This window comes from Sinorhizobium sp. 6-70, from assembly GCF_030124375.1.
Classification (GTDB): domain Bacteria; phylum Pseudomonadota; class Alphaproteobacteria; order Rhizobiales; family Rhizobiaceae; genus Sinorhizobium.
On the sequence record NZ_JASKLS010000009.1, the window covers coordinates 36,037 to 53,748 of the forward strand.

Here is a 17,712-nt window from a genome sequence, read left to right on the forward strand (position 1 = left end):
ATTCAAGCTCTCCATTCTCTTCCCGCGCCGGTTCGCCCTTCGGTTTTTGCTGCGGTCTGAACCGGCAGTCGTCCGCTTCAAGGCCGCTCGCGCGCCGCCGTGCGGCCGGACCCCACCGCCCTTCACGCAGCAGGCTCGCGTACTTTGGCGAGGGCAGGCTGCCCTCTGCACGCAAACCGGCTCCGCTCGTCCTGGTGTGGCCGGACCCTGAAGCGCCCGTCTTCCGCCGGTTCTGGGTGACCGCACCGAAGGGCAAGCCGGCATGAGGCCGGAGCCGCTTCGGACAACCTCGAAAGGAAACGCGACCATGGCCAAGCCTGCTACCTCCTCTCGCCAATCCGCGCGTGCCGTGCAACTGCGCAAGGGCGCCACCATCGAGATGGTCCGGCTGACCTGCCCCGACGCCGCCCAGGCTCTAAAGATCGCCGAGAGTTTTGGAACCGCCGTCATCGACAGTGACGGCATCCGGCAACTGCACGAACGCCTCGTCATCGAGACCGCCGATGCGCTTGGCGAGGGACTTGGTGAGAAAGCCATGCAGATCCACCTGCAGCGGATCGTCGGCGCCTTCATCGGCTCCGCCCACGGCGCCGGCCAGTTCTACAGCCGCGCCGTCACCGAGGCGCGCGACGCCACGGCCAAGGCCGCCAACGATGCCCGCGACGAGGACCTCGACGGTCCCGTCGGCTATGATAGCGCCGCCCAGCGCAAGCGCGAATTCGCCGCAGACATGGGCGTGCAGGCCCATTCCCTCAGAATGGCGGCCGAAGGCGCCGTCACCGCCTATGCCCAGGTGATCGGCGAGACCTGGAAGCCCTTCGAGCGGCCGGTCGAACAGCCGGGCAATTCGCTCAACCGCAAGGCCGCCGAAGCGCAGATGTCGGCCTTCGACTAGGTTCCTCCGGCGGGCTCCGGCCCGCTTTTTAGATGAACGCGAGAACGGCCGGTTCCATGGCAGAGCCGGCCTGTTTGCGTATCGCCTTCGCGGCGAACGGGAAAACGATGGCGCGCCGGCGCGACCCGTCCCGTTCGTCGGACCTGCAGGAGTCGCCGGCAGATGCAACGGCTGCGCCGTCCTCCACTCCGTTACGGCCGTTCCGGTGCATCCGCCGACTGGCCGCCTCCTGCTTCATCCCTCCGCAACGGGCCGCGACGGGCGCGGCCCCAAAACGGAGGCTTAAACATGGGCAATAAAGAGAAACAGCGGGTCGATCTTTACAACCGCATCACCGACAGAATCGTCGAGGACCTGACGAAGGGGGTGCGACCTTGGATGAAGCCATGGAACGCCGCGAACACGACGGGCCGCATCACCCGGCCATTGCGTTATAACGATCAGCCGTATTCGGGCGTCAACGTGCTGCTTCTCTGGTCGGAAGGCATGGCACGGGGGTATACGTCATCCAAGTGGATGACGTTTAAGCAGGCGCTCGAACTGGGAGCGGCCGTCCGCAAGGAAGAGAGGGGCGCGACGGTTGTCTTTGCCAGCCGGTTGACCAAATCCGAAACCGACGGAAATGACGGCGAGGTCGAGCGGGAGATCCCTTTCCTGAAGGCGTACAGCGTGTTCAACGTTGACCAAATCGACGGTCTTCCCGCGCAATATCATCAGCGGCCGGCGCCGGTGCTGGATCCGGTCGAGCGCCTCGAGCACGCAGATCGCTTCTTCCGTAACACTGGCGCGGTGATCCGCCATGGCGGAAACCAGGCCTTCTTTGCGCCTGCTGCCGATCTCATTCAGATGCCGGTGTTCGAGAGCTTCAAGGACGCGGCAAGCTACTATGCGACTTTGAGCCATGAGGCCACGCATTGGACGGCGCCGGCGCATCGCATAGGCCGTGATCTGAGCCGCTATGCCAAGGACAAGACGGAGCGGGCGCGAGAGGAGTTGATCGCCGAACTCGGCAGCTGCTTCCTGTGCGCCGATCTTGGCATTGCTCCGGAACTCGAACCGCGTCCCGATCACGCCTCTTACCTTGGCTCCTGGCTCAAGGTCCTGTCAGACGACAGAAAGGCGATTTTCCAGGCGGCTGCCCATGCGCAACGGGCCGTGAGCTTCCTGCATGCCCTACAGCCCGAACGCGCCGACGACCGGCTTGCCGCGTAAGGCTGTTCAGCGTCGGTCGTTGTCTTCGTCAGCGCCCGACGACTCTGTCGGCTTTCTCACGGTGAGCGCGTTGGGATCAGCTGTGAGGTCCAGTTTGCCCTAGATCGAGATCTTCCGGTCGGCTGGTTTGAGCTTCCGGGACGGCTTGATTTTAACGATAAACGGCTTTGTCCGCCGACACATAGTTCCTCCAGGCGACGAATCGCAGGCACGACGATAGCGCGATGAATGGAGAGAGCGAAACGCCGTGTGCTCAGCTGTTCTAGGACGCCTTCTTTTTTGACATTTGGTCAGGGCAGCGGACCGACGTCGCGAACTTTCGGCGCGAGAGCCTCCAACGGCGGCCATCGCCAGTTTTCCTTTGACCACTGCCAGGCCACGTCCTTCGCGGGCTCGATGAGGCGTGTCTGATCGAAGACCGGCTTCGCCTCGACCGGTTTCCCGCAACGGCCCCCGAAACTTTCTTCCCCTGAGCGCCGTGCGCTCATTCCTCGCGGAACAACAAAGTTTCTCCTGGCCGCCCTCCATTTCATTCCGGCCCTTCGGGTGCGGTCCGATCGTCCCCGATCCTTGCGACAGCCATCGAGGCCGCGATGGGCGCGGCCCGAAACAGCGAAAGGAATACGACAATGGCAACCATCGGCACCTTCACCACCTCCGAAGCCGGCTTCAACGGCTCAATCCGCACGCTCGCCCTCAACGTCAAGGCCCGCATCGCCCGCATCGACAACCCTTCCGACAAGGGCCCGCACTTCCGCATCTACGCCGGCAATGTCGAGCTCGGTGCGGCCTGGCAGAAGCGCTCCGAGCAGGACCGCGACTACCTCTCAGTCAAGCTCGACGACCCGAGCTTCCCCGCTCCGATCTACGCAACGCTCACCGAGGTCGAGGGCGAGGACGGCTACCAGCTGATCTGGTCCCGCCCCAACCGGGATTGAGACCCGAACAGGCCCCGCCGCCCAGGCGGGGCCAACTAGCCGCAAAAGGCAAGCCGGCAGCAGGCATCGAGCCTGTCGCCGGGCTTTTTCGGCGAGATCCGGAACCGGAGAATGTCTGCTCAGATGAGACTATTGTGCCGGGAGGAAATGCTGGCCTCAAGGACGAGCGGTTCCCCCAATTTCGCCTCCGCTCCGGTCTCCTCCGCTTCGACAAAATCGGCACCCCCTCTCGCCGGCTCTGCCGGTCGCTTCCGCGCTCCCTGATCCCGTCATGTCCTCCCGCCGTCGGCTGCCATCTTTCTCAAACGTCAAGGAGATGATGATGACGATCGAACAGCACATCGAAGAGCTGCGCCGCGAACTGAAGACTGTTTGCGATCCCACCGAGCGTCGGCAGATCGAGGCCGAGCTCCAACTCGCCCAGGCCGAACTGATCGTGACGCTTGCCGAACAGGCGGGCGGGATCGAGGCCGAGCCGCCTTTCTGAGGCGGCATGTCGCCAACACGCGCCCGTTCTCCCCTCGACTGGCCGTCATCTGCATCGGGGATGTCGCAGCCTGTTCGTCACGACGCAACCTGCCGCCGCCTGAAATTTTCCCGCCGTTTGAACGGCTCCTCTCGCTCCAAAATTCCGTCGCCCGCAGGTCCTCCGCCCCTTCCGGCCATGAAGGTGCGTCCCTCATTTCCGTTCCGACAACTATCCTCGCGACGACCGCAATTCGAAGGGAGATTCGCTATGCGACAGCTCGCTCAATTGCTCGGCAACCGGGCATCGGCCCCGCGCCGTCCGCCGAGTGCTCCGTCATTTCTTCCGCAAGCGAAAGCTCGCGATCAAGATCCGATTCTTCGTGAAGATCGAGGTGTCATTCGAAACCGACTGGACCAGCGCCAATGAGGCGTGAGACCGCTTCGGCGGGCCCCTTTTATGTGGTCACGAACGCCGGCGGACGATAGCCGCGCTTTCGTTTCTGTCTGAGTAGATCGAGAAACAGCTGCACCGCATCTTCTTCCCGGTCGAAATGATGGATCATTTGCTGACCCGAGGCACCGATGCGCCCCCACCGCCGCGTTAAACAGGCATCGCCGAACAAAGTCGGCTCAATCGACATGGCATAATAACGGGCCATGTTCTTCGAGTCGTCCGTTCGTTCGACGTAGAGCTGATAGGGCTGAGCGATCATACCGACAGAATCGGAGATTTTCCCGTCAGCGTCCAATGACACTTATGAATCGGTCGCCAGTGATCGATTCACAACGGTGATATGTTGGTGCCGGAACAGTGGCGCCTGGATCAAGTTCTGGCCGTCATCTGTCTGGCCGGTCGTGAAGTTCCTTCCCATGACTCCCGTTGCAGAATCGCCTAGCTTTTCGCCAAGTGCCAGCAGATGCAGCGCATCATCAAGAGAGTCGACCTGATCGTGAGCCGAGCCGTTCCCGGCTCGGCCTCAGAGACGTTCGCCAGGCCTGATGTGAGACTTTTACCAAATACTCTGCTCGGTAACGATTCCCGACCGATGTCGGCCGCCTCCTTGCGACACGGAGGCGACCCTGTTTGGTTTTTGGTAAAGCCGTGCCGTTTCCCTCACCGGCGCAGATTACTTGTTCATCGCGTCCTTGAGCGCCTTTGCCGGCTGAAATGTCAACTTCTTCGCGGCAGCCACCTTGATCGTCGCGCCGGTTGCGGGATTACGCGCATCGCGCTCCGGCGTTTCCTTGACCTTGAACTTCCCAAACTGGGGGATTGAAGTCTCGGCGCCCGACGTTGCTGCAGCAGCAACCGCCGCGAAAACAGCCTCGACTATGGTCTTGCTCTGCGACTTCGTCAGACCGTAGTCGGTGGCGATCTTGTCGGCGATTTCATTGGTGGTGGTCATGATTGAGCCCTCGTTATGTCCGCGTAAACTTTTCCACCGGATCCGTCCATTGTCACGGCTCGGCGGGGGCGCGATCCGCACAATCGTATTCATTTTCCACAGCTTGCTGACCGGCAACGGTTTTTCCGGCAGCTGTCGCTACCCCACACGCGTTTCGGGACTTCCTTGAAGCAGCGGCACGAGGCGTGCGGCGAGGCTCACGCACTGGTATTTATCCCCGCAAGCATGTATGGCGCGTGAAAGACATTCGAAGGTTCATGATGGAAGAGACGGTCCAAATCGGAAGCCGTGGCGACTTTGGTCTCTGGGCGATTGAAGTTGCCAAGCAAATTGTCGGCGAGCAAGGCTTCGACCTTGCCAAGGCGGCGCGTGACGGCACGGAGGATGATGTCCGTGCTGCCGGCAACGCTTTGGGTCAGGCGATCACAAATGCGTTGCTCGAAGTCTATGATGGCCTGCTGCAGGAAGCTCCCGCGGACGCGACTTAAGACTTCACCGCTTCTCGGCCCTTTCCCGAAATAACGCTGGCTTAACGCACGCCTTCATGTCCTCACGCCGAAACCAAATCGCACGCCCGCACCGGAGCGGCGCGTTTCCCGCTGTGAAGACGATTTGTTCGTCGGCGCGCATCCGCAGTACCTCATGCGGCTGGATCAGCGGTCTGGCCGCAAGTTGCTTCGAGCGTGTTCGTGACGAACCTTTCGACTGGAAACTGCGGCTGACCTGATCGATCTCGACCGTGGTCATGCCGCAGCGCCTCGAAATATAATCAGCCGTTTCAGGATCGTTGATCGCGGCAAAGGAGATCCAGCTTGCGCTCTCGAACCATTTGCTAGCGGCGTCGCGGCCGCCATACGTCTCGCGGAGCTGACCGATCGACTGGTAGATCATGGTGAGCGTGATCCCGTACTTGCGGCCGGCATCGCGGGCGGTCTCCAGGATCCGCATGTAACCGAGACGCGCCACCTCATCGAGGAGGAAGAGCGCCCTGCCCTCCATCTCGCCATTGCGGTTGTAGATTGCGTTCAGGAACGCGCCGATGACGACGCGCGCCAAGCCGGAATGTGTCTCCAACGTCTTGAGGTCGATGTTGATGAAAACGTCTGTGTTTCCTTTAGCGATATCGCTTGTCGTGAACGTCGTTCCAGAAACCAGTGCGGCGTAGTTCGGGTAGGAAAGCCAGTGTGTTTCCTTCACCGCATTGGCGTAGACGCCCGAGAAGGTTTCGGGGGTCATGTTCACGAAGACTGCAACGTTTTCCTTCACGAAGTCCGAGTTCGAATTGTGGTAGATTGACTGGAGGCGTTCGCGCAGCTTGGGTTCCGGCTCGGAGAGATTCTTGCGCACCTGGCGCAGCGTCTGCTCGGGCTCTCCGGTGTGACCGGAGAGGCAAACATCAGCGATGAGTGCTGTCAGCAACTGCAGAGCCGAGGCGCGGAAGAAGTCGTCGCGCACGCCACGCGCGCCGCCGCTGTCGCTGATGATCCACGATGCAACGGAGGCGATATCCTCTTCCTTCGTTCCGCCGAAACGGCCGATCCAGTCGAGCGCGTTGAAGCCGATCTCCGAGCTCTTCGGATCAAGGACGAAGACGTCGCGGTTAGCGTCGCCACGGTGTTTGGACACCATCGGCGCGACCTCGTTGGATGGATCGAGGACGACAAGCGCGCCACCCCATTTGAGTGCCGTCGGGATTGTGACCGACGTCGTCTTGAAGCCGCCGGAGCCGGCAAAGACAATGCCGTGCGAGGAGCCGAAGGAGCCGTCGAAGCAAAGGAGCGGCGACATGCCGCCGGCGCCCCATGTCTCGGCGCTATCGGTGCGAAACGATTGCGCCGCGATACTGTCCTTGTCGACGCGGTAGCGCTCGCCGATGACGATGCCGCCGCTCTCGGGAAATAGCTGTTCCGATTGCGCCAATCTCATCCAGTCGGCCTCGCCGTGCAGCGCCCGCTTGCCGCGGACGCGTTTCAGCTCGGCTTTTGCGAAGGCTGCGTTGCCAGCGATCGCCACTCGCAAGCCGAACAGTGCCGACAGAAGTGCGGCGGCGGCCCCAATCGTTGTCGCGGGATCGAGATAGTTGAAGATCGACCTGCCTTCCGGGATCTTTTCGGCGAATGCGGAGAGCCTTGTTGCTTCACGTAGAGTTGCAATCAGGAGCGTCACTATCGCTCCGGCGACAACACCCCATCCTGCCGTCCGGATCCTCACCGAGCCGGCGCTCGCAAACAGGAGGACCATGCCGACCAGCGACGCGACGATATAGGGCAGAGCGATACCGGCTCGGCCGAGCGTCTGCCGCGCAGCTTCCGACTTTCCGAAGGCGGACAGCCAAAGTTCGATCCCGGTATTGATGGCCGTAAGGATCATCAAAGCGCAGGGCGCGAGAAACAGCATGCTTCTAGTCATCGCTCTCACCAAAAGCCCCTGCACCGATCGCGATGAGCCGTAAGCGCTCGTGCTCGTCGTCCTTCAGACGTTGGGCGGCATCGATTAGAAGCCCGAGCAGCAGCGCCCGCTTCTCATAGTGCAGCCCTGCCTTGACGATCAGGCCGCCTAGTTCGATCTTCTCGCGCGTATCCTTCTTGCGGGCGTCGGACATCGTGGTTCTTCGCATGCGCTCAAGCCTCGCCAGTCCCGCCTTGAGCCGCGCCAGACGCGTTCTGCGTGGATGGCGGGTTGCTCTCGCCAGCGCCTGCCCTCCTCCCTCCGATCGAACGGGTCCCACCTCCGCGAAATCGTTTCGCCAGATCCTCAAACGCCGCCTGCAGCGCCGTCTCTTCGAGTTCGATCTCGCCAAGTCCGGCCTTCAGTGCGATGCGGCCGATGCGCTCAGCCTCGCGGGTCTCGGCGAGCTTGAGCTGCTCCTGGAGTTGCGCGATTTCGGCGCGGATCTTCGAGGAGGGCTTTTTCATTGCGACTGTCTCCTTGGGTGCGAAAGCTTGTCTTTCGCACACAGTTTTCCGGACGACAGTGCGGAACGCACTACTGTGAATCCTACAATCGCCATGAGCGATGCTTTCGTGGATCATCCCGGCCGCTCGACACGAGCGGCTTCCAAGGGCGCAATTATACGTCGCTGGCGCGACGTTCTTCCTTCTCGGGAGCGCCTGGCGGGGCCGACCTCGCTGTCGAACATGTTGATTTCGCTCGTCACAGGAAAGAATTACGCCGTGGCCCTCCCCCATTTCTCCGTGAGCATCGTCGCCCGCGGCTGCGGCCGCAGCGCCGTCCTGTCGGCGGCCTATCGGCATTGCGCCAAAATGGATTACGAGCGGGAGGCGCGGACGATCGACTACACGCGCAAGCAGGGCCTGCTTCACGAGGAGTTCGTTATCCCGGCCGATGCGCCACAGTGGCTGCGAACGATGATTACCGATCGCTCTGTCTCTGGGGCCTCCGAAGCCTTCTGGAACAGGGTCGAAATGTTCGAGAAACGCGTCGATGCGCAACTTGCTAAGGATGTGACCATTGCGCTGCCGGTTGAACTTTCGACCGAGCAGAATATCGCACTCGTCAGAGACTTCGTTGAACTGCAGATCAGCTCGAAAGGCATGGTGGCCGACTGGGTCTATCATGACGCGCCGGGCAATCCGCATGTGCATCTGTTGACGACGCTCCGGCCGCTCACCGAAGACGGATTCGGCGCGAAGAAGGTTGCCTTGCTCGGGCCGGACGGCAAGCAGATGCGCAACGACGTTGGCAAGATCGTCTACGAACTGTGGGCGGGAAGTCTCAACGACTTCAATGTCTTTCGCGATGGCTGGTTCGCCTGCCAGAACAGGCATCTTGCGCTCGCCGGCTTCGACATCCGCGTCGACGGCCGATCATTTGAGAAGCAGGGAATCGAACTCACGCCGACCATTCACCTCGGTGTCGGCGCCAAAGCGATTGAGCGGAAGTCGGCCGAGGCCGACCGAGACATTTCTCTAGAACGGCTAGAGCTTCAGGAAGAGCGTCGCGCCGAAAACGCCCGCCGCATCCAACGCCGTCCTGAGATCGTGCTCGACCTGATAACGAGAGAGAAAAGCGTCTTCGACGAACGCGACGTCGCCAAGATCCTTCACCGCTATATCGATGATGCAGGCCTCTTCCAAAGCCTGATGGCAAGGATCCTGCAGAGTCCGGACACGCTCCGCCTCGAGCGCGAATGGATCGAATTTTCAAGCGGCGTTCGAGTGCCGGCCAAGTACACGACGCGGGACCTCATCCGGCTCGAAGCGGAGATGGCCAACCGGGCAATCTGGTTGTCTCAACGATCCTCCCAGGGCGTTGCCGATGCCGTGCGTAAAGCGACGTTTGCCCGTCACTCGCGCCTGTCGGACGAACAGAAGTCGGCGATCGCACACGTTACCGGCGGCGAGCGCATCGCCGCGGTAATCGGGCGTGCCGGCGCCGGCAAGACGACGATGATGAAGGCCGCACGAGAAGCCTGGGAGACCGCAGGATACCGCGTTGTTGGCGGCGCGCTCGCCGGCAAGGCCGCCGAAGGCTTGGACAAGGAAGCCGGTATTCTCTCCCGAACGCTGTCATCTTGGGAGCTGCGCTGGAACGAGGGTCGCAATCAGCTGGACGACAAGACAGTGTTCGTCCTCGATGAAGCGGGCATGGTGTCGTCGCGGCAGATGGCGCTGTTTGTCGAGGCGGCGGCCAAGGCCGGCGCCAAACTCGTTCTTGTGGGCGACCCCGAACAGCTCCAGCCGATCGAAGCGGGTGCTGCATTCCGGGCCATTGCCGACCGGATCGGCTATGCGGAACTCGAAACCATCTACCGCCAGCGCGAACAGTGGATGCGCGACGCCTCGCTCCACCTGGCCCGCGGCAATATCGGCAAAGCAGTGGAAGCTTATCGCGCGCAGGGCCACGTCGATGGCGCCGAGCTCAAGGCAGATGCAGTGCAGGAGTTGATCCTCGACTGGAGCCGCGACTACGATCCAGCCAAGACATCGCTGATCCTGGCGCATCTGCGTCGCGACGTCCGCATGCTCAACGAGATGGCACGCGCAAAGCTTGTCGAACGTGGCCTTGTCGCCGAGGGATGTGCATTCCGGACCGCCGACGGACACCGGAAATTCGCAGCCGGCGACCAGATCGTGTTCCTCAAGAACGAGGGTTCGCTCGGTGTCAAGAACGGCATGCTGGCGAAGGTCGTTGACGCAGCGCCCGGGCGTATCGTTGCGGAAGTCGGAGAAGGCGAACACCACCGCCAGGTCACGGTCGAGCAACGCTTCTACGCCAATGTCGATCATGGCTATGCCACCACGATCCATAAGAGCCAGGGTGCCACCGTCGACCGGGTGAAGGTGCTGGCGTCGCTTTCGCTCGATCGCCATCTCACCTACGTTGCCATGACCCGCCACCGCGAGGACCTTGGCCTCTATTACGGCCGTCGATCCTTCGCGAAGGCGGGCGGCCTGATCCCGATCCTGTCGCGGAGGAACGCCAAGGAAACGACGCTAGATTATGCGGGCGGCCGCTTCTACCGCCAAGCCCTTCGCTTCGCAGAGACCCGTGGCCTGCACCTCGTCAACGTTGCGCGCACGATCGTTCGCGATCGGCTTGAATGGACCGTCCGGCAGAAAGCGAAGCTCGCCGAACTCGGCGCACGTCTGACGGCGATTGCCGGCAAGCTTGGTCTCTCCGCCGCTGCCGTCAGGACCTCTCAATCGCACACCATCAAGGAGTCGAAACCAATGATATCGGGCATCACCACGTTCCCAAGATCGCTGAAACAGGCAGTCGAAGACCGGCTGGCCGCCGACCCCGCCCTGAAGAAGCAATGGGAGGAAGTCTCGGGCCGCTTTCACATCGTCTACGCTCAGCCGGAAGCGGCGTTTAAGGCCGTCAATGTCGACGCGATGCTGAAGGAAGAAGACACGGCGACATCGACCATCGCCAGGATCGGTTCCGAACCGGAAGGCTTCGGTGCGCTGAAAGGTAAAACCGGGATCCTCGCGAGCCGCGCCGACAAGCAGAGTCGAGACAGGGCCATTACCAATGCGCCTGCGCTCGCCCGAAACCTGGAGCGCTATCTGCGTCAGCGGACTGAGGCCGAACGCAAATATGTAGCTGACGAGCGCGCCGTGCGTCTGAAGGTCTCGCTCGACATTCCGGCGCTATCGCCGGAGGCAAAGCAGACACTCGCACGCGTGCGTGACACCATCGATCGCAACGATCATCCGGCAGGCCTCGAATACGCGCTCTCGGACAAAATGGTGAAAGCGGAACTCGAAGGGTTTGCGAGAGCCGTGTCGGAGCGTTTCGGCGAACGCACCTTCCTGCCACTTGCCGCCAAGGACACGAACGGTCGGCCCTTCCAGTCCGTGACATCAGGCATGTCGGCGCGGCAGAAGGCGGAAGTGCAATCTGCCTGGAACTCTATGCGGACGGTCCAGCAACTTTCCGCACATGAGCGCACAACCGAGGCATTGAAGCAGGCGGAAACGCTGCGGCAAACGAAGAGCCAGGGGCTCTCGCTCAAATGACGGCTGCAACTCGAACAGGAGCGCGGGCGTTCGCGCGGCGAAGGCAATCCGCCATCACCCCAGCGATTTCTGCTGCTGCCATCGCACTGGTTGCACTGACTGGGTTCCTGGGCGGCTATCGGATCAATCTCACGCCGAGCGAACCGCTGGGTCTCTGGCGCATTGTTCCGCTCGACCGTCCAGCTGATATCGGCGACCTCGTGTTCATATGCCCTCCAGACGCGGCCAGCACGCGAGAGGCGAGAGTGCGGGGCTATCTCCGCTCCGGCCTTTGCCCGGGCGGCGTCGCACCGCTCATCAAGACGGTCGTCGCAGTTGGCGGCCAGCGCATCGGGATCGCCGCCGCGGTGACGATCGACGGGCGCATGCTTCCTACGTCCACTCTGGCGGAGAAAGACGGCAAGGGTCGACCGCTGACACCGTTTTCGGGCGGCGTGGTACCGCGCGGACAGGTCTATCTGCATTCGGCTTTCGCCGCCTCGTTCGACTCCCGTTACTTCGGGCCTGTGCCGGCGTCCGGCGTTCTCGGTCTGGCGCGTGGGGTGCTGACCTATGCGCCGTGATTGGTTCCAGCCAACCCTGCTCATCATCGCGTCGGCTGGCGCCGGCACGGTAGCATGGAGCGGCCACGTACTGCTTCTGCCAGTGGCGCTCGGGTTTCCCGTTCTCTGGTCGCTGGCGCGAACGAGGCACACGGCAACACTCGTGTCTGCAGCATACTTCCTGTCAGCGTCGCGCGGCCTGCCGCAAGGCGTGGCAGCCTTCTATTCGTCCGATCTCTGGCCCGGCCTGCTGCTATGGTTCGCCGCCTCCGCAAGCTTTGTTGCGATGCATGCGCTGTTGTGGGCGAAGGACGCCGGCTATCGCCCGGCTCGCTATGTGCTGGCGGCCGTCCTGATGGCGATTCCCCCTTTCGGCATTACCGGCTGGGGGCATCCCGTCACGGCCGCCGGCGTCTTGTTTCCGGCATGGGGATACTGGGGACTGGCTGCCACGACAGCCGGCCTCGCGGGCCTCGTTTCCCGCCTATGGCCGGCTGTCGCCATTGCCCTCACAGGCTTTTGGCTCTGGTCCGCCGCATTCTGGACCGAGCCGAAGCTACCGCAAGCATGGCGGGGCGTCGATCTCGAGTTAGGTGCGTCGCTCGGACGGAACACCAGCATGCTGCGCCACCGTGATCTGATTGCAACGGTGAGCGAACGAGCCACGGACGGTGTTCGATACATTGTCCTTCCCGAGATCGCTTTGGGCTTTTGGACGCCGACAATCGAGCGCCTCTGGACCCGTTCGCTGGCGGGACAAGATGCAACGGTTCTCGCGGGTGCGGCAATCGTCGACGCGGACGGATACGACAATGTCATCGTCGCGATTTCCTTTGAGGGCAGTCAGATTCTCTACCGGGAACGGATGCCGGTTCCGGGCTCTATGTGGCAGCCCTGGAGGCTGCTCTTCGGCGGCAGCGCCGGTGCAAACGCGCATTTCTTCGCAAATCCGGTGGTGGCTCTCGACCCCGGCCGCGCCGCGCTGCTGATCTGCTACGAGCAACTGATCATCTGGCCGGTGCTGCAATCGATGCTCGGCGATCCCGACTTGATCGTTGCGGTCGGCAACGGATGGTGGACCAAAGGAACATCCATCGTCGCCATCCAGCGCGCCAGTACCGCGGCATGGGCGAAGCTGTTCGCAAAACCGCTTGTTCTTTCCTTCAACACCTGATGCCCGAGGAAACGCCATGCTCGACGCTGCTTTGATTAAAGACTGTGCCGACCCTTCTCTCACGCCCGCGATCGTCGAGCAGTTCGTGACGGCCGCCGGATCGGCCGATCCCCTCGCCGTAACCGTCAGATCGGGTGGGCGATTGATCCTCGTGCCGAAGGCCAGATCGGCCGACGAAGCGATGGCGATCGTGCAGCAATATGCCGGAAAGGCTGTCGTCCGTGTCGGTCTGACGCAGTTTCCGGCTGGTGTGGCCGTCAAGGATCCGGCCGGCCTTAAGACGGATCTGGTCGAGCCTTGCGAGAACCTACGCAAGGGAACGGCGCTGTTCGCCAAGATCCTCAGGATCGTCGCCAAATGGTACGGCAATCCAAAGAGCGACGACGTCTTCCCGCAGATCTTCGAGAACACCGTCTACGCATGGAAGACCGGCGAATTCGAGGGCGTAGGGATGTTCCAGGCGCCTGATCCGGGAGGGAACATCAGGTCAGAACCTGTGTCGCCTTGGGGCAAGGACGACAGCGGCGACAGCCAGGCCGGAGATACCACCGCCGGAACGCCCGACACCAACAACATTGGTTCGGCTGAGATGCGGATCGACCTGTCGAGGATCGGAGGAAAATGACGATGCCCGCGCTACAGCCGGCGTGTGATCTGCTCGGCTCGCGCAAGTCAGCCGGGTTTCGTCACGAGCGCGGCTGGCTCAACACTCAAAACCCTTGGCGATGTGGGCCGAGAACGGTGAAACTAACTGAAACATTCGCCCGCTCAATCACTCTGATTTAGCGCACTCAGCCCCGAGAGGCCTGCCAATTATTCCTGCGTGACCGATGCAGGTTGATCGTCATGACCTCCTTGAGGTCCATAGCGTTTCCGCAATCCTCGAACACCGGCGTCCTCTCACTGGCGATGAAGCTGTCTATGTTGTCTCTACGGAGAATGGATCCAGAAAATGGCTTCGCGCCTGCACTCGATCCCTCTGTATCAAGCGCAGTTCTCCAGAGCCCGCAGGACAACATCTCGCCGGTAGAAAAAGTGACAATCCCAGCAGGAAGAACTCGCTGGAATGGTCGAGGCGCTGAGGTATGTCCCTGATGTTCCCACGCAGGATGAGGACTGATGCTCAGATCAGTCCGCGGTCCTTGGCAATCGCGACAAGCTGGGGAACGCTCTTGGCGTCGAACTTTCGCCGCGCGCTGTCCAGATAGTGCTGCACCGTCCTCGCATTGATGCCCGTTAGCATCGCGGTGTCCGGCGCGCTCCTTCCCTTCATCGCCCACATGAGGCACATGGCCTCCCTCGGTGAAAGCATCCGCCTTGGCGCGACGAGCGTCGTAGCGCCTATAATCTTCAAGCGGTAATGGATGGCCATGACCGCCTGCATTGCCTTTCGGCCGCCCCGCAGTTTCGAAATATCCGCCTTCCGATCCGATGACGCCAAGGTCAACATCATCGTCGAGCCATAACTTCCTTCGACCGGAATCGTAACACCGCTATAAATTCCGTGTTCGACCGCCTGGTCGCGAAATCGCCTGAGGTCGGAAGATCCGCAACCTGGCCAGTCGTCGGCCGTCCAGGCAAACATGTCCATGCGGCGCTTGGCCTCCGTGACGACCGGGTCGAGGCGAGCGTAGTGACGGGTGAGATAAACGCCCTGCCACGCCTTGGGATAGGAATTGAAGGTCCGGACTTCCGCGCCTTCGGTTTGCAGATAGGCAAAACGCTCGAATCCGCACGCCCGCGCGAAACTCTTGACCGCGTACTTGATCATACGTTCATCGTGCGCGGCTTCCGCCATGTCGATGAGAGAGCGAAAGTCTTCGTCCACTGACTTTTCTCCTTTATGTTGAGCCAAGAGGGTTTCAACTTCGCCGCGATTGTCACGGCCTTCACTCTAGGGCGCAACCATGCGGCTAGCCGAAGCTGCATCAATCGTGGATCGCGACCGTACACTCATGCCGCAGTCGCGAACCGAGGTCTAAACACGTTCTACGCGCATTCAAGTCAATGTTGATCTAAAACATGACTGGAAAATATAAGATTCCATCGGCGTCGGCTTTGTAAAGAACTCCCTGAAATGACGAAACGCTAAGTGGAAGGAACGTTGAACGTGCCCATGCGACCCGTTTGGAGAAAGATTGCGTGGCATGCGGCCGGGCGTCTCCGCGACGCGATCCCACAGGAAGTCGCCGGATGTGCTCCCATCTGACCAGGAAGGTGTGGGCCAGGAGTTCGTCGGAAACAGCCTCAGCGTGCGAGCACAGATGCTCAACGACGTCGGCCATATGCTGTCGAACACAAACGCGGGCAAAGCGGCATGACTCGGCGCTCAGCCTTTCGTTTCGGTTGGCGCCAAAGTCGATTATCAGGTGAACGAGCGCGTCAGCCTTTTCCTCATTGCCAACTTCGATAAGTATTTCCGCGAGGAGAACGACACGACGCAGTACGACAGGTCGAGGGCCACAGCAACTGCCGGATGGAGCCAGTGAACTCGGCGAGCCGGTTCTCGACACGGGGACAGATAGGAATCGTTCGAACCCAGCGAATTGTTGAGGAAGAAGGGGGCGGTCGACCAGACGAGAGACGGCGGCCGCTTATCGAGAGGTCGGCGCTGGATTTTCCAGCGCCTTTGTCGTTTATTTGATCCAGACGGGTGCCAGTGCCCTCGAACGGCTCGCATCGCCGAGGCCGTAAGTCGCCGGAAATTCCAAAGACAAATTCAGACGGTTTCTCAGTTAAAATTGGTCGGTCGATGGCTTTAAATCGGACGGAGATTGGGCTAAAAATAGACGCATGGTAGACACCGTGCTTCGTAAACCACTGATCGGTCGTAAGGCTCATCCAGTAGTCGAGACCGCGCTTGCCGATACCCGTGTTGTCCTGATAGCTGGCCCCCGGCAAGCTGGAAAGACCACTCTAGCCCGCCAGTTCTCAGGCTCCGATCGCGCTTATGTCACCCTTGACGACGCGGGCGCCCTGAATGCCGCCAAAACGGATCCGGTCGGATTCATCCGGGGTCTTAACAGAGCCGTAATCGATGAGGTTCAGCGCGCTCCGGAACTGATATTGGCAATCAAGGAAAGCGTAGACCGCCAGGACGCTCCCGGCAGATTTCTCCTCACGGGGTCTGCCAATCTGGCGACTGTCCCTGCGATCGCCGATTCGCTTGCTGGACGCATGGCCGTGGTTCCCCTCCTGCCCTTCGCCCAGTCCGAACTCCGTTCCACTCCAGGTCAATTGCTGGATCGGCTATTCGCGGGCGAGGAACCTGAGACCGGTGATGGGACTGTATTTGGTGACGATCTCCTGGAGACTGTGCTGCGCGGTGGCTATCCGGAGGTCCTGCGCAGGGCGACTCCTGCCCGCCGCGTTGCCTGGTTGGAGGACTATGTCGCGCTGATTCTCGATCGGGACGTTCGAGACATTGCTAACATCGACCAGCTCGATCGGCTGCCGCGATTGTTAGATGTCCTTGCGGAACATGCCGGCCAACTGGTGAACCACAGCAGTTTCGGTGCCGCATTGGGGTTGTCAAGTGTGACCGCTCAGAAATATGTCGCCATCCTCGAGCGGCTTTTTCTGGTCAGGACGCTGACGCCGTGGTCGAACAACCGCTTGAGCCGGTTAATTAAGACACCCAAGTTGCATTTTCTCGACACAGGACTGCTGGCGAGCCTGCGGGAGGAGGAAGCCGATGTCTTGCGCGAAAACAGAACCCGCTTTGGAGCATTGCTCGAGAGCTTTGTCGTTTCCGAGCTTTTGAAATTGGCGTCGTGGTCGGAGCGTCGTCTCTCGTTCTCGCACTATAGGACGAAGGATAAGGATGAGGTCGATGTCGTAATCGAGGACCGGCGCGGTCGCATTGTCGGCATTGAGGTCAAGGCGTCAGCGACGGTGAAGGCTGAGGATTTTAGGGGATTGCGACAGTTGCAAGAAGCCGTTGGCGATCGTTTTGTCAGAGGGCTGGTCTTGCACGATCATGACCGTGTGACGCCTTTCGGAGAGAAATTGCAAGCAGCACCGCTGTCCATTCTGTGGACCATGTAGTTGCAAAGCGCGTCGAGCCTTTTCCGAACCGGGAGCACGGATCGAGTGTAAGATCGGTGTGCTGCGATTTTTGTCTTAAGCGTCGGGAAGCTACTCCTATCTTCATCGTCGCGAGTGCGGCTCACCCCGAGAGCTTGCGCCATTCTACCTGTCAAGCTCGACGGTCGAATTGACATGTTCGTCCGGAGACCGCTTCAGCAATTCTGACGCTTCAATGCCCAAGGCTGTCGCCAACCTGTCCACAACGTCGATGCTGGCATTGTACACGCTGCGCTCAAGTGAGCTGATGTATGTGCGATCAATATTTGCGCGATGGGCAAGCTCCTCCTGTGACAGGCCGTGGGCCTGCCGGGCTGCTCGCAGGTTTCGTGCAAAGACCTCTCGAATCTCCATGTTCGAGAGAACAGCGACTTGATGAGTATTCGACCACGGAGTATCTTCTACAAACGTTGTGGTAACAGAGTACCTGTGATTGACCGAACAAGGCAGTCCCGTTTGGTTCGAGCTTTTCTTCGTGGTTTGAACGGCAGCGCAGCGAAATGAGC

At 60.9% G+C, this 17,712-nt stretch carries 17 protein-coding genes; 10 read left to right on the forward strand and 7 right to left on the reverse strand.

Annotated elements, in window-relative coordinates; all coding sequences use genetic code 11:
• Positions 1-307 precede the first annotated feature (307 nt).
• From QN222_RS18020 to QN222_RS18035, 4 genes are all read left to right on the forward strand, one after another.
• Positions 308-895, forward strand: coding sequence for a hypothetical protein (locus tag QN222_RS18020; protein WP_283965305.1), 588 nt, complete (start codon positions 308-310; stop codon positions 893-895).
• A gap of 288 nt (positions 896-1,183) precedes the next feature.
• Positions 1,184-2,107, forward strand: coding sequence for a zincin-like metallopeptidase domain-containing protein (locus QN222_RS18025; protein WP_283965310.1), 924 nt, complete (start codon positions 1,184-1,186; stop codon positions 2,105-2,107).
• Positions 2,108-2,736: 629 nt separating this feature from the next.
• Positions 2,737-3,045: a DUF736 domain-containing protein gene (locus QN222_RS18030; protein WP_283965306.1), complete on the forward strand. Its 309-nt coding sequence runs from the start codon at positions 2,737-2,739 to the stop codon at positions 3,043-3,045.
• 322 nt (positions 3,046-3,367) lie between these two features.
• A complete protein-coding gene (locus QN222_RS18035) occupies positions 3,368-3,532 on the forward strand; it encodes a hypothetical protein (RefSeq protein WP_283965307.1) in 165 nt (54 codons plus the stop codon).
• A 436-nt stretch (positions 3,533-3,968) separates the two neighbouring features.
• Here the strand turns inward: QN222_RS18035 and QN222_RS18040 are convergent, their stop codons facing one another.
• Both QN222_RS18040 and QN222_RS18045 read right to left on the reverse strand, forming a co-directional pair.
• Positions 3,969-4,262: a WGR domain-containing protein gene (locus QN222_RS18040; protein WP_283965308.1), complete on the reverse strand. Its 294-nt coding sequence runs from the start codon at positions 4,260-4,262 to the stop codon at positions 3,969-3,971.
• Positions 4,263-4,640: 378 nt separating this feature from the next.
• On the reverse strand, positions 4,641-4,919 hold the full coding sequence (locus QN222_RS18045; RefSeq protein WP_283965311.1) for an HU family DNA-binding protein: 279 nt from the start codon (positions 4,917-4,919) through the stop codon (positions 4,641-4,643).
• A 260-nt stretch (positions 4,920-5,179) separates the two neighbouring features.
• On the opposite strand from QN222_RS18045, the gene QN222_RS18050 reads away from it, so the two are divergent.
• Positions 5,180-5,407 (forward strand): hypothetical protein, encoded by a 228-nt coding sequence (locus QN222_RS18050; protein ID WP_283068065.1) that lies wholly within the window; start codon positions 5,180-5,182, stop codon positions 5,405-5,407.
• Between the two features lie 4 nt (positions 5,408-5,411).
• On the opposite strand, the gene traG is transcribed toward QN222_RS18050, so the two are convergent.
• From traG to traC, 3 genes are read right to left on the reverse strand one after another with little or no spacing between them, the layout of a single operon-like run.
• On the reverse strand, positions 5,412-7,328 hold the full coding sequence (gene traG, locus QN222_RS18055) for a Ti-type conjugative transfer system protein TraG (protein ID WP_284005520.1): 1,917 nt from the start codon (positions 7,326-7,328) through the stop codon (positions 5,412-5,414).
• The gene (gene traD / locus QN222_RS18060; protein ID WP_283966076.1) at positions 7,321-7,536 is read right to left on the reverse strand and encodes a type IV conjugative transfer system coupling protein TraD; all 216 of its coding nucleotides are present in this window, start codon (positions 7,534-7,536) and stop codon (positions 7,321-7,323) included. Before traD ends, traG begins: the two co-directional genes overlap by 8 nt.
• A 4-nt stretch (positions 7,537-7,540) precedes the next feature.
• Positions 7,541-7,834, reverse strand: coding sequence for a conjugal transfer protein TraC (gene traC / locus QN222_RS18065; RefSeq protein ID WP_283966077.1), 294 nt, complete (start codon positions 7,832-7,834; stop codon positions 7,541-7,543).
• A 258-nt stretch (positions 7,835-8,092) separates the two neighbouring features.
• Between traC and traA the strand changes: the two genes are divergently transcribed.
• From traA to QN222_RS18085, 4 genes are read left to right on the forward strand one after another with little or no spacing between them, the layout of a single operon-like run.
• Positions 8,093-11,404 carry a Ti-type conjugative transfer relaxase TraA gene (gene traA, locus QN222_RS18070; protein WP_283965805.1) on the forward strand — a complete coding sequence of 1,104 codons (3,312 nt, stop codon included), beginning with the start codon at positions 8,093-8,095 and terminating at the stop codon, positions 11,402-11,404.
• Complete coding sequence (traF, locus tag QN222_RS18075) at positions 11,401-11,967, forward strand: conjugative transfer signal peptidase TraF (protein WP_283965801.1); 567 nt, start codon at positions 11,401-11,403, stop codon at positions 11,965-11,967. The genes traA and traF overlap by 4 nt, the downstream gene beginning before the upstream one ends.
• Positions 11,957-13,120: a conjugal transfer protein TraB gene (locus QN222_RS18080; protein WP_283965802.1), complete on the forward strand. Its 1,164-nt coding sequence runs from the start codon at positions 11,957-11,959 to the stop codon at positions 13,118-13,120. Before traF ends, QN222_RS18080 begins: the two co-directional genes overlap by 11 nt.
• A 16-nt stretch (positions 13,121-13,136) precedes the next feature.
• Positions 13,137-13,745 carry a TraH family protein gene (locus QN222_RS18085; RefSeq protein ID WP_283965803.1) on the forward strand — a complete coding sequence of 203 codons (609 nt, stop codon included), beginning with the start codon at positions 13,137-13,139 and terminating at the stop codon, positions 13,743-13,745.
• Positions 13,746-14,243: 498 nt separating this feature from the next.
• Here QN222_RS18085 and QN222_RS18090 read toward each other — a convergent pair whose 3' ends face one another.
• Positions 14,244-14,948, reverse strand: coding sequence for an autoinducer binding domain-containing protein (locus QN222_RS18090; protein WP_283965804.1), 705 nt, complete (start codon positions 14,946-14,948; stop codon positions 14,244-14,246).
• A 965-nt stretch (positions 14,949-15,913) separates the two neighbouring features.
• On the opposite strand from QN222_RS18090, the gene QN222_RS18095 reads away from it, so the two are divergent.
• Complete coding sequence (locus tag QN222_RS18095) at positions 15,914-17,167, forward strand: ATP-binding protein (protein WP_283963102.1); 1,254 nt, start codon at positions 15,914-15,916, stop codon at positions 17,165-17,167.
• A 144-nt stretch (positions 17,168-17,311) separates the two neighbouring features.
• On the opposite strand, the gene QN222_RS18100 is transcribed toward QN222_RS18095, so the two are convergent.
• Positions 17,312-17,560, reverse strand: a complete 249-nt coding sequence (locus tag QN222_RS18100; RefSeq protein WP_283963139.1) for a helix-turn-helix transcriptional regulator — start codon at positions 17,558-17,560, stop codon at positions 17,312-17,314.
• Positions 17,561-17,712: the final 152 nt, after the last annotated feature.

Excerpts from the sequence above, each read along its gene's own strand:
- QN222_RS18020 (WP_283965305.1), top strand. The coding sequence starts at position 308 with ATGGCCAAGCCTGCTACCTCCTCTCGCCAATCCGCGCGTGCCGTGCAA.
- QN222_RS18025 (WP_283965310.1), top strand. The coding sequence starts at position 1,184 with ATGGGCAATAAAGAGAAACAGCGGGTCGATCTTTACAACCGCATCACC.
- QN222_RS18030 (WP_283965306.1), top strand. The coding sequence starts at position 2,737 with ATGGCAACCATCGGCACCTTCACCACCTCCGAAGCCGGCTTCAACGGC.
- QN222_RS18035 (WP_283965307.1), top strand. The coding sequence starts at position 3,368 with ATGACGATCGAACAGCACATCGAAGAGCTGCGCCGCGAACTGAAGACT.
- QN222_RS18045 (WP_283965311.1), bottom strand. The coding sequence starts at position 4,919 with ATGACCACCACCAATGAAATCGCCGACAAGATCGCCACCGACTACGGT.
- QN222_RS18050 (WP_283068065.1), top strand. The coding sequence starts at position 5,180 with ATGGAAGAGACGGTCCAAATCGGAAGCCGTGGCGACTTTGGTCTCTGG.
- traG (WP_284005520.1), bottom strand. The coding sequence starts at position 7,328 with ATGACTAGAAGCATGCTGTTTCTCGCGCCCTGCGCTTTGATGATCCTT.
- traD (WP_283966076.1), bottom strand. The coding sequence starts at position 7,536 with ATGCGAAGAACCACGATGTCCGACGCCCGCAAGAAGGATACGCGCGAG.
- traC (WP_283966077.1), bottom strand. The coding sequence starts at position 7,834 with ATGAAAAAGCCCTCCTCGAAGATCCGCGCCGAAATCGCGCAACTCCAG.
- traF (WP_283965801.1), top strand. The coding sequence starts at position 11,401 with ATGACGGCTGCAACTCGAACAGGAGCGCGGGCGTTCGCGCGGCGAAGG.
- QN222_RS18080 (WP_283965802.1), top strand. The coding sequence starts at position 11,957 with ATGCGCCGTGATTGGTTCCAGCCAACCCTGCTCATCATCGCGTCGGCT.
- QN222_RS18085 (WP_283965803.1), top strand. The coding sequence starts at position 13,137 with ATGCTCGACGCTGCTTTGATTAAAGACTGTGCCGACCCTTCTCTCACG.
- QN222_RS18095 (WP_283963102.1), top strand. The coding sequence starts at position 15,914 with ATGGTAGACACCGTGCTTCGTAAACCACTGATCGGTCGTAAGGCTCAT.
- QN222_RS18100 (WP_283963139.1), bottom strand. The coding sequence starts at position 17,560 with ATGGAGATTCGAGAGGTCTTTGCACGAAACCTGCGAGCAGCCCGGCAG.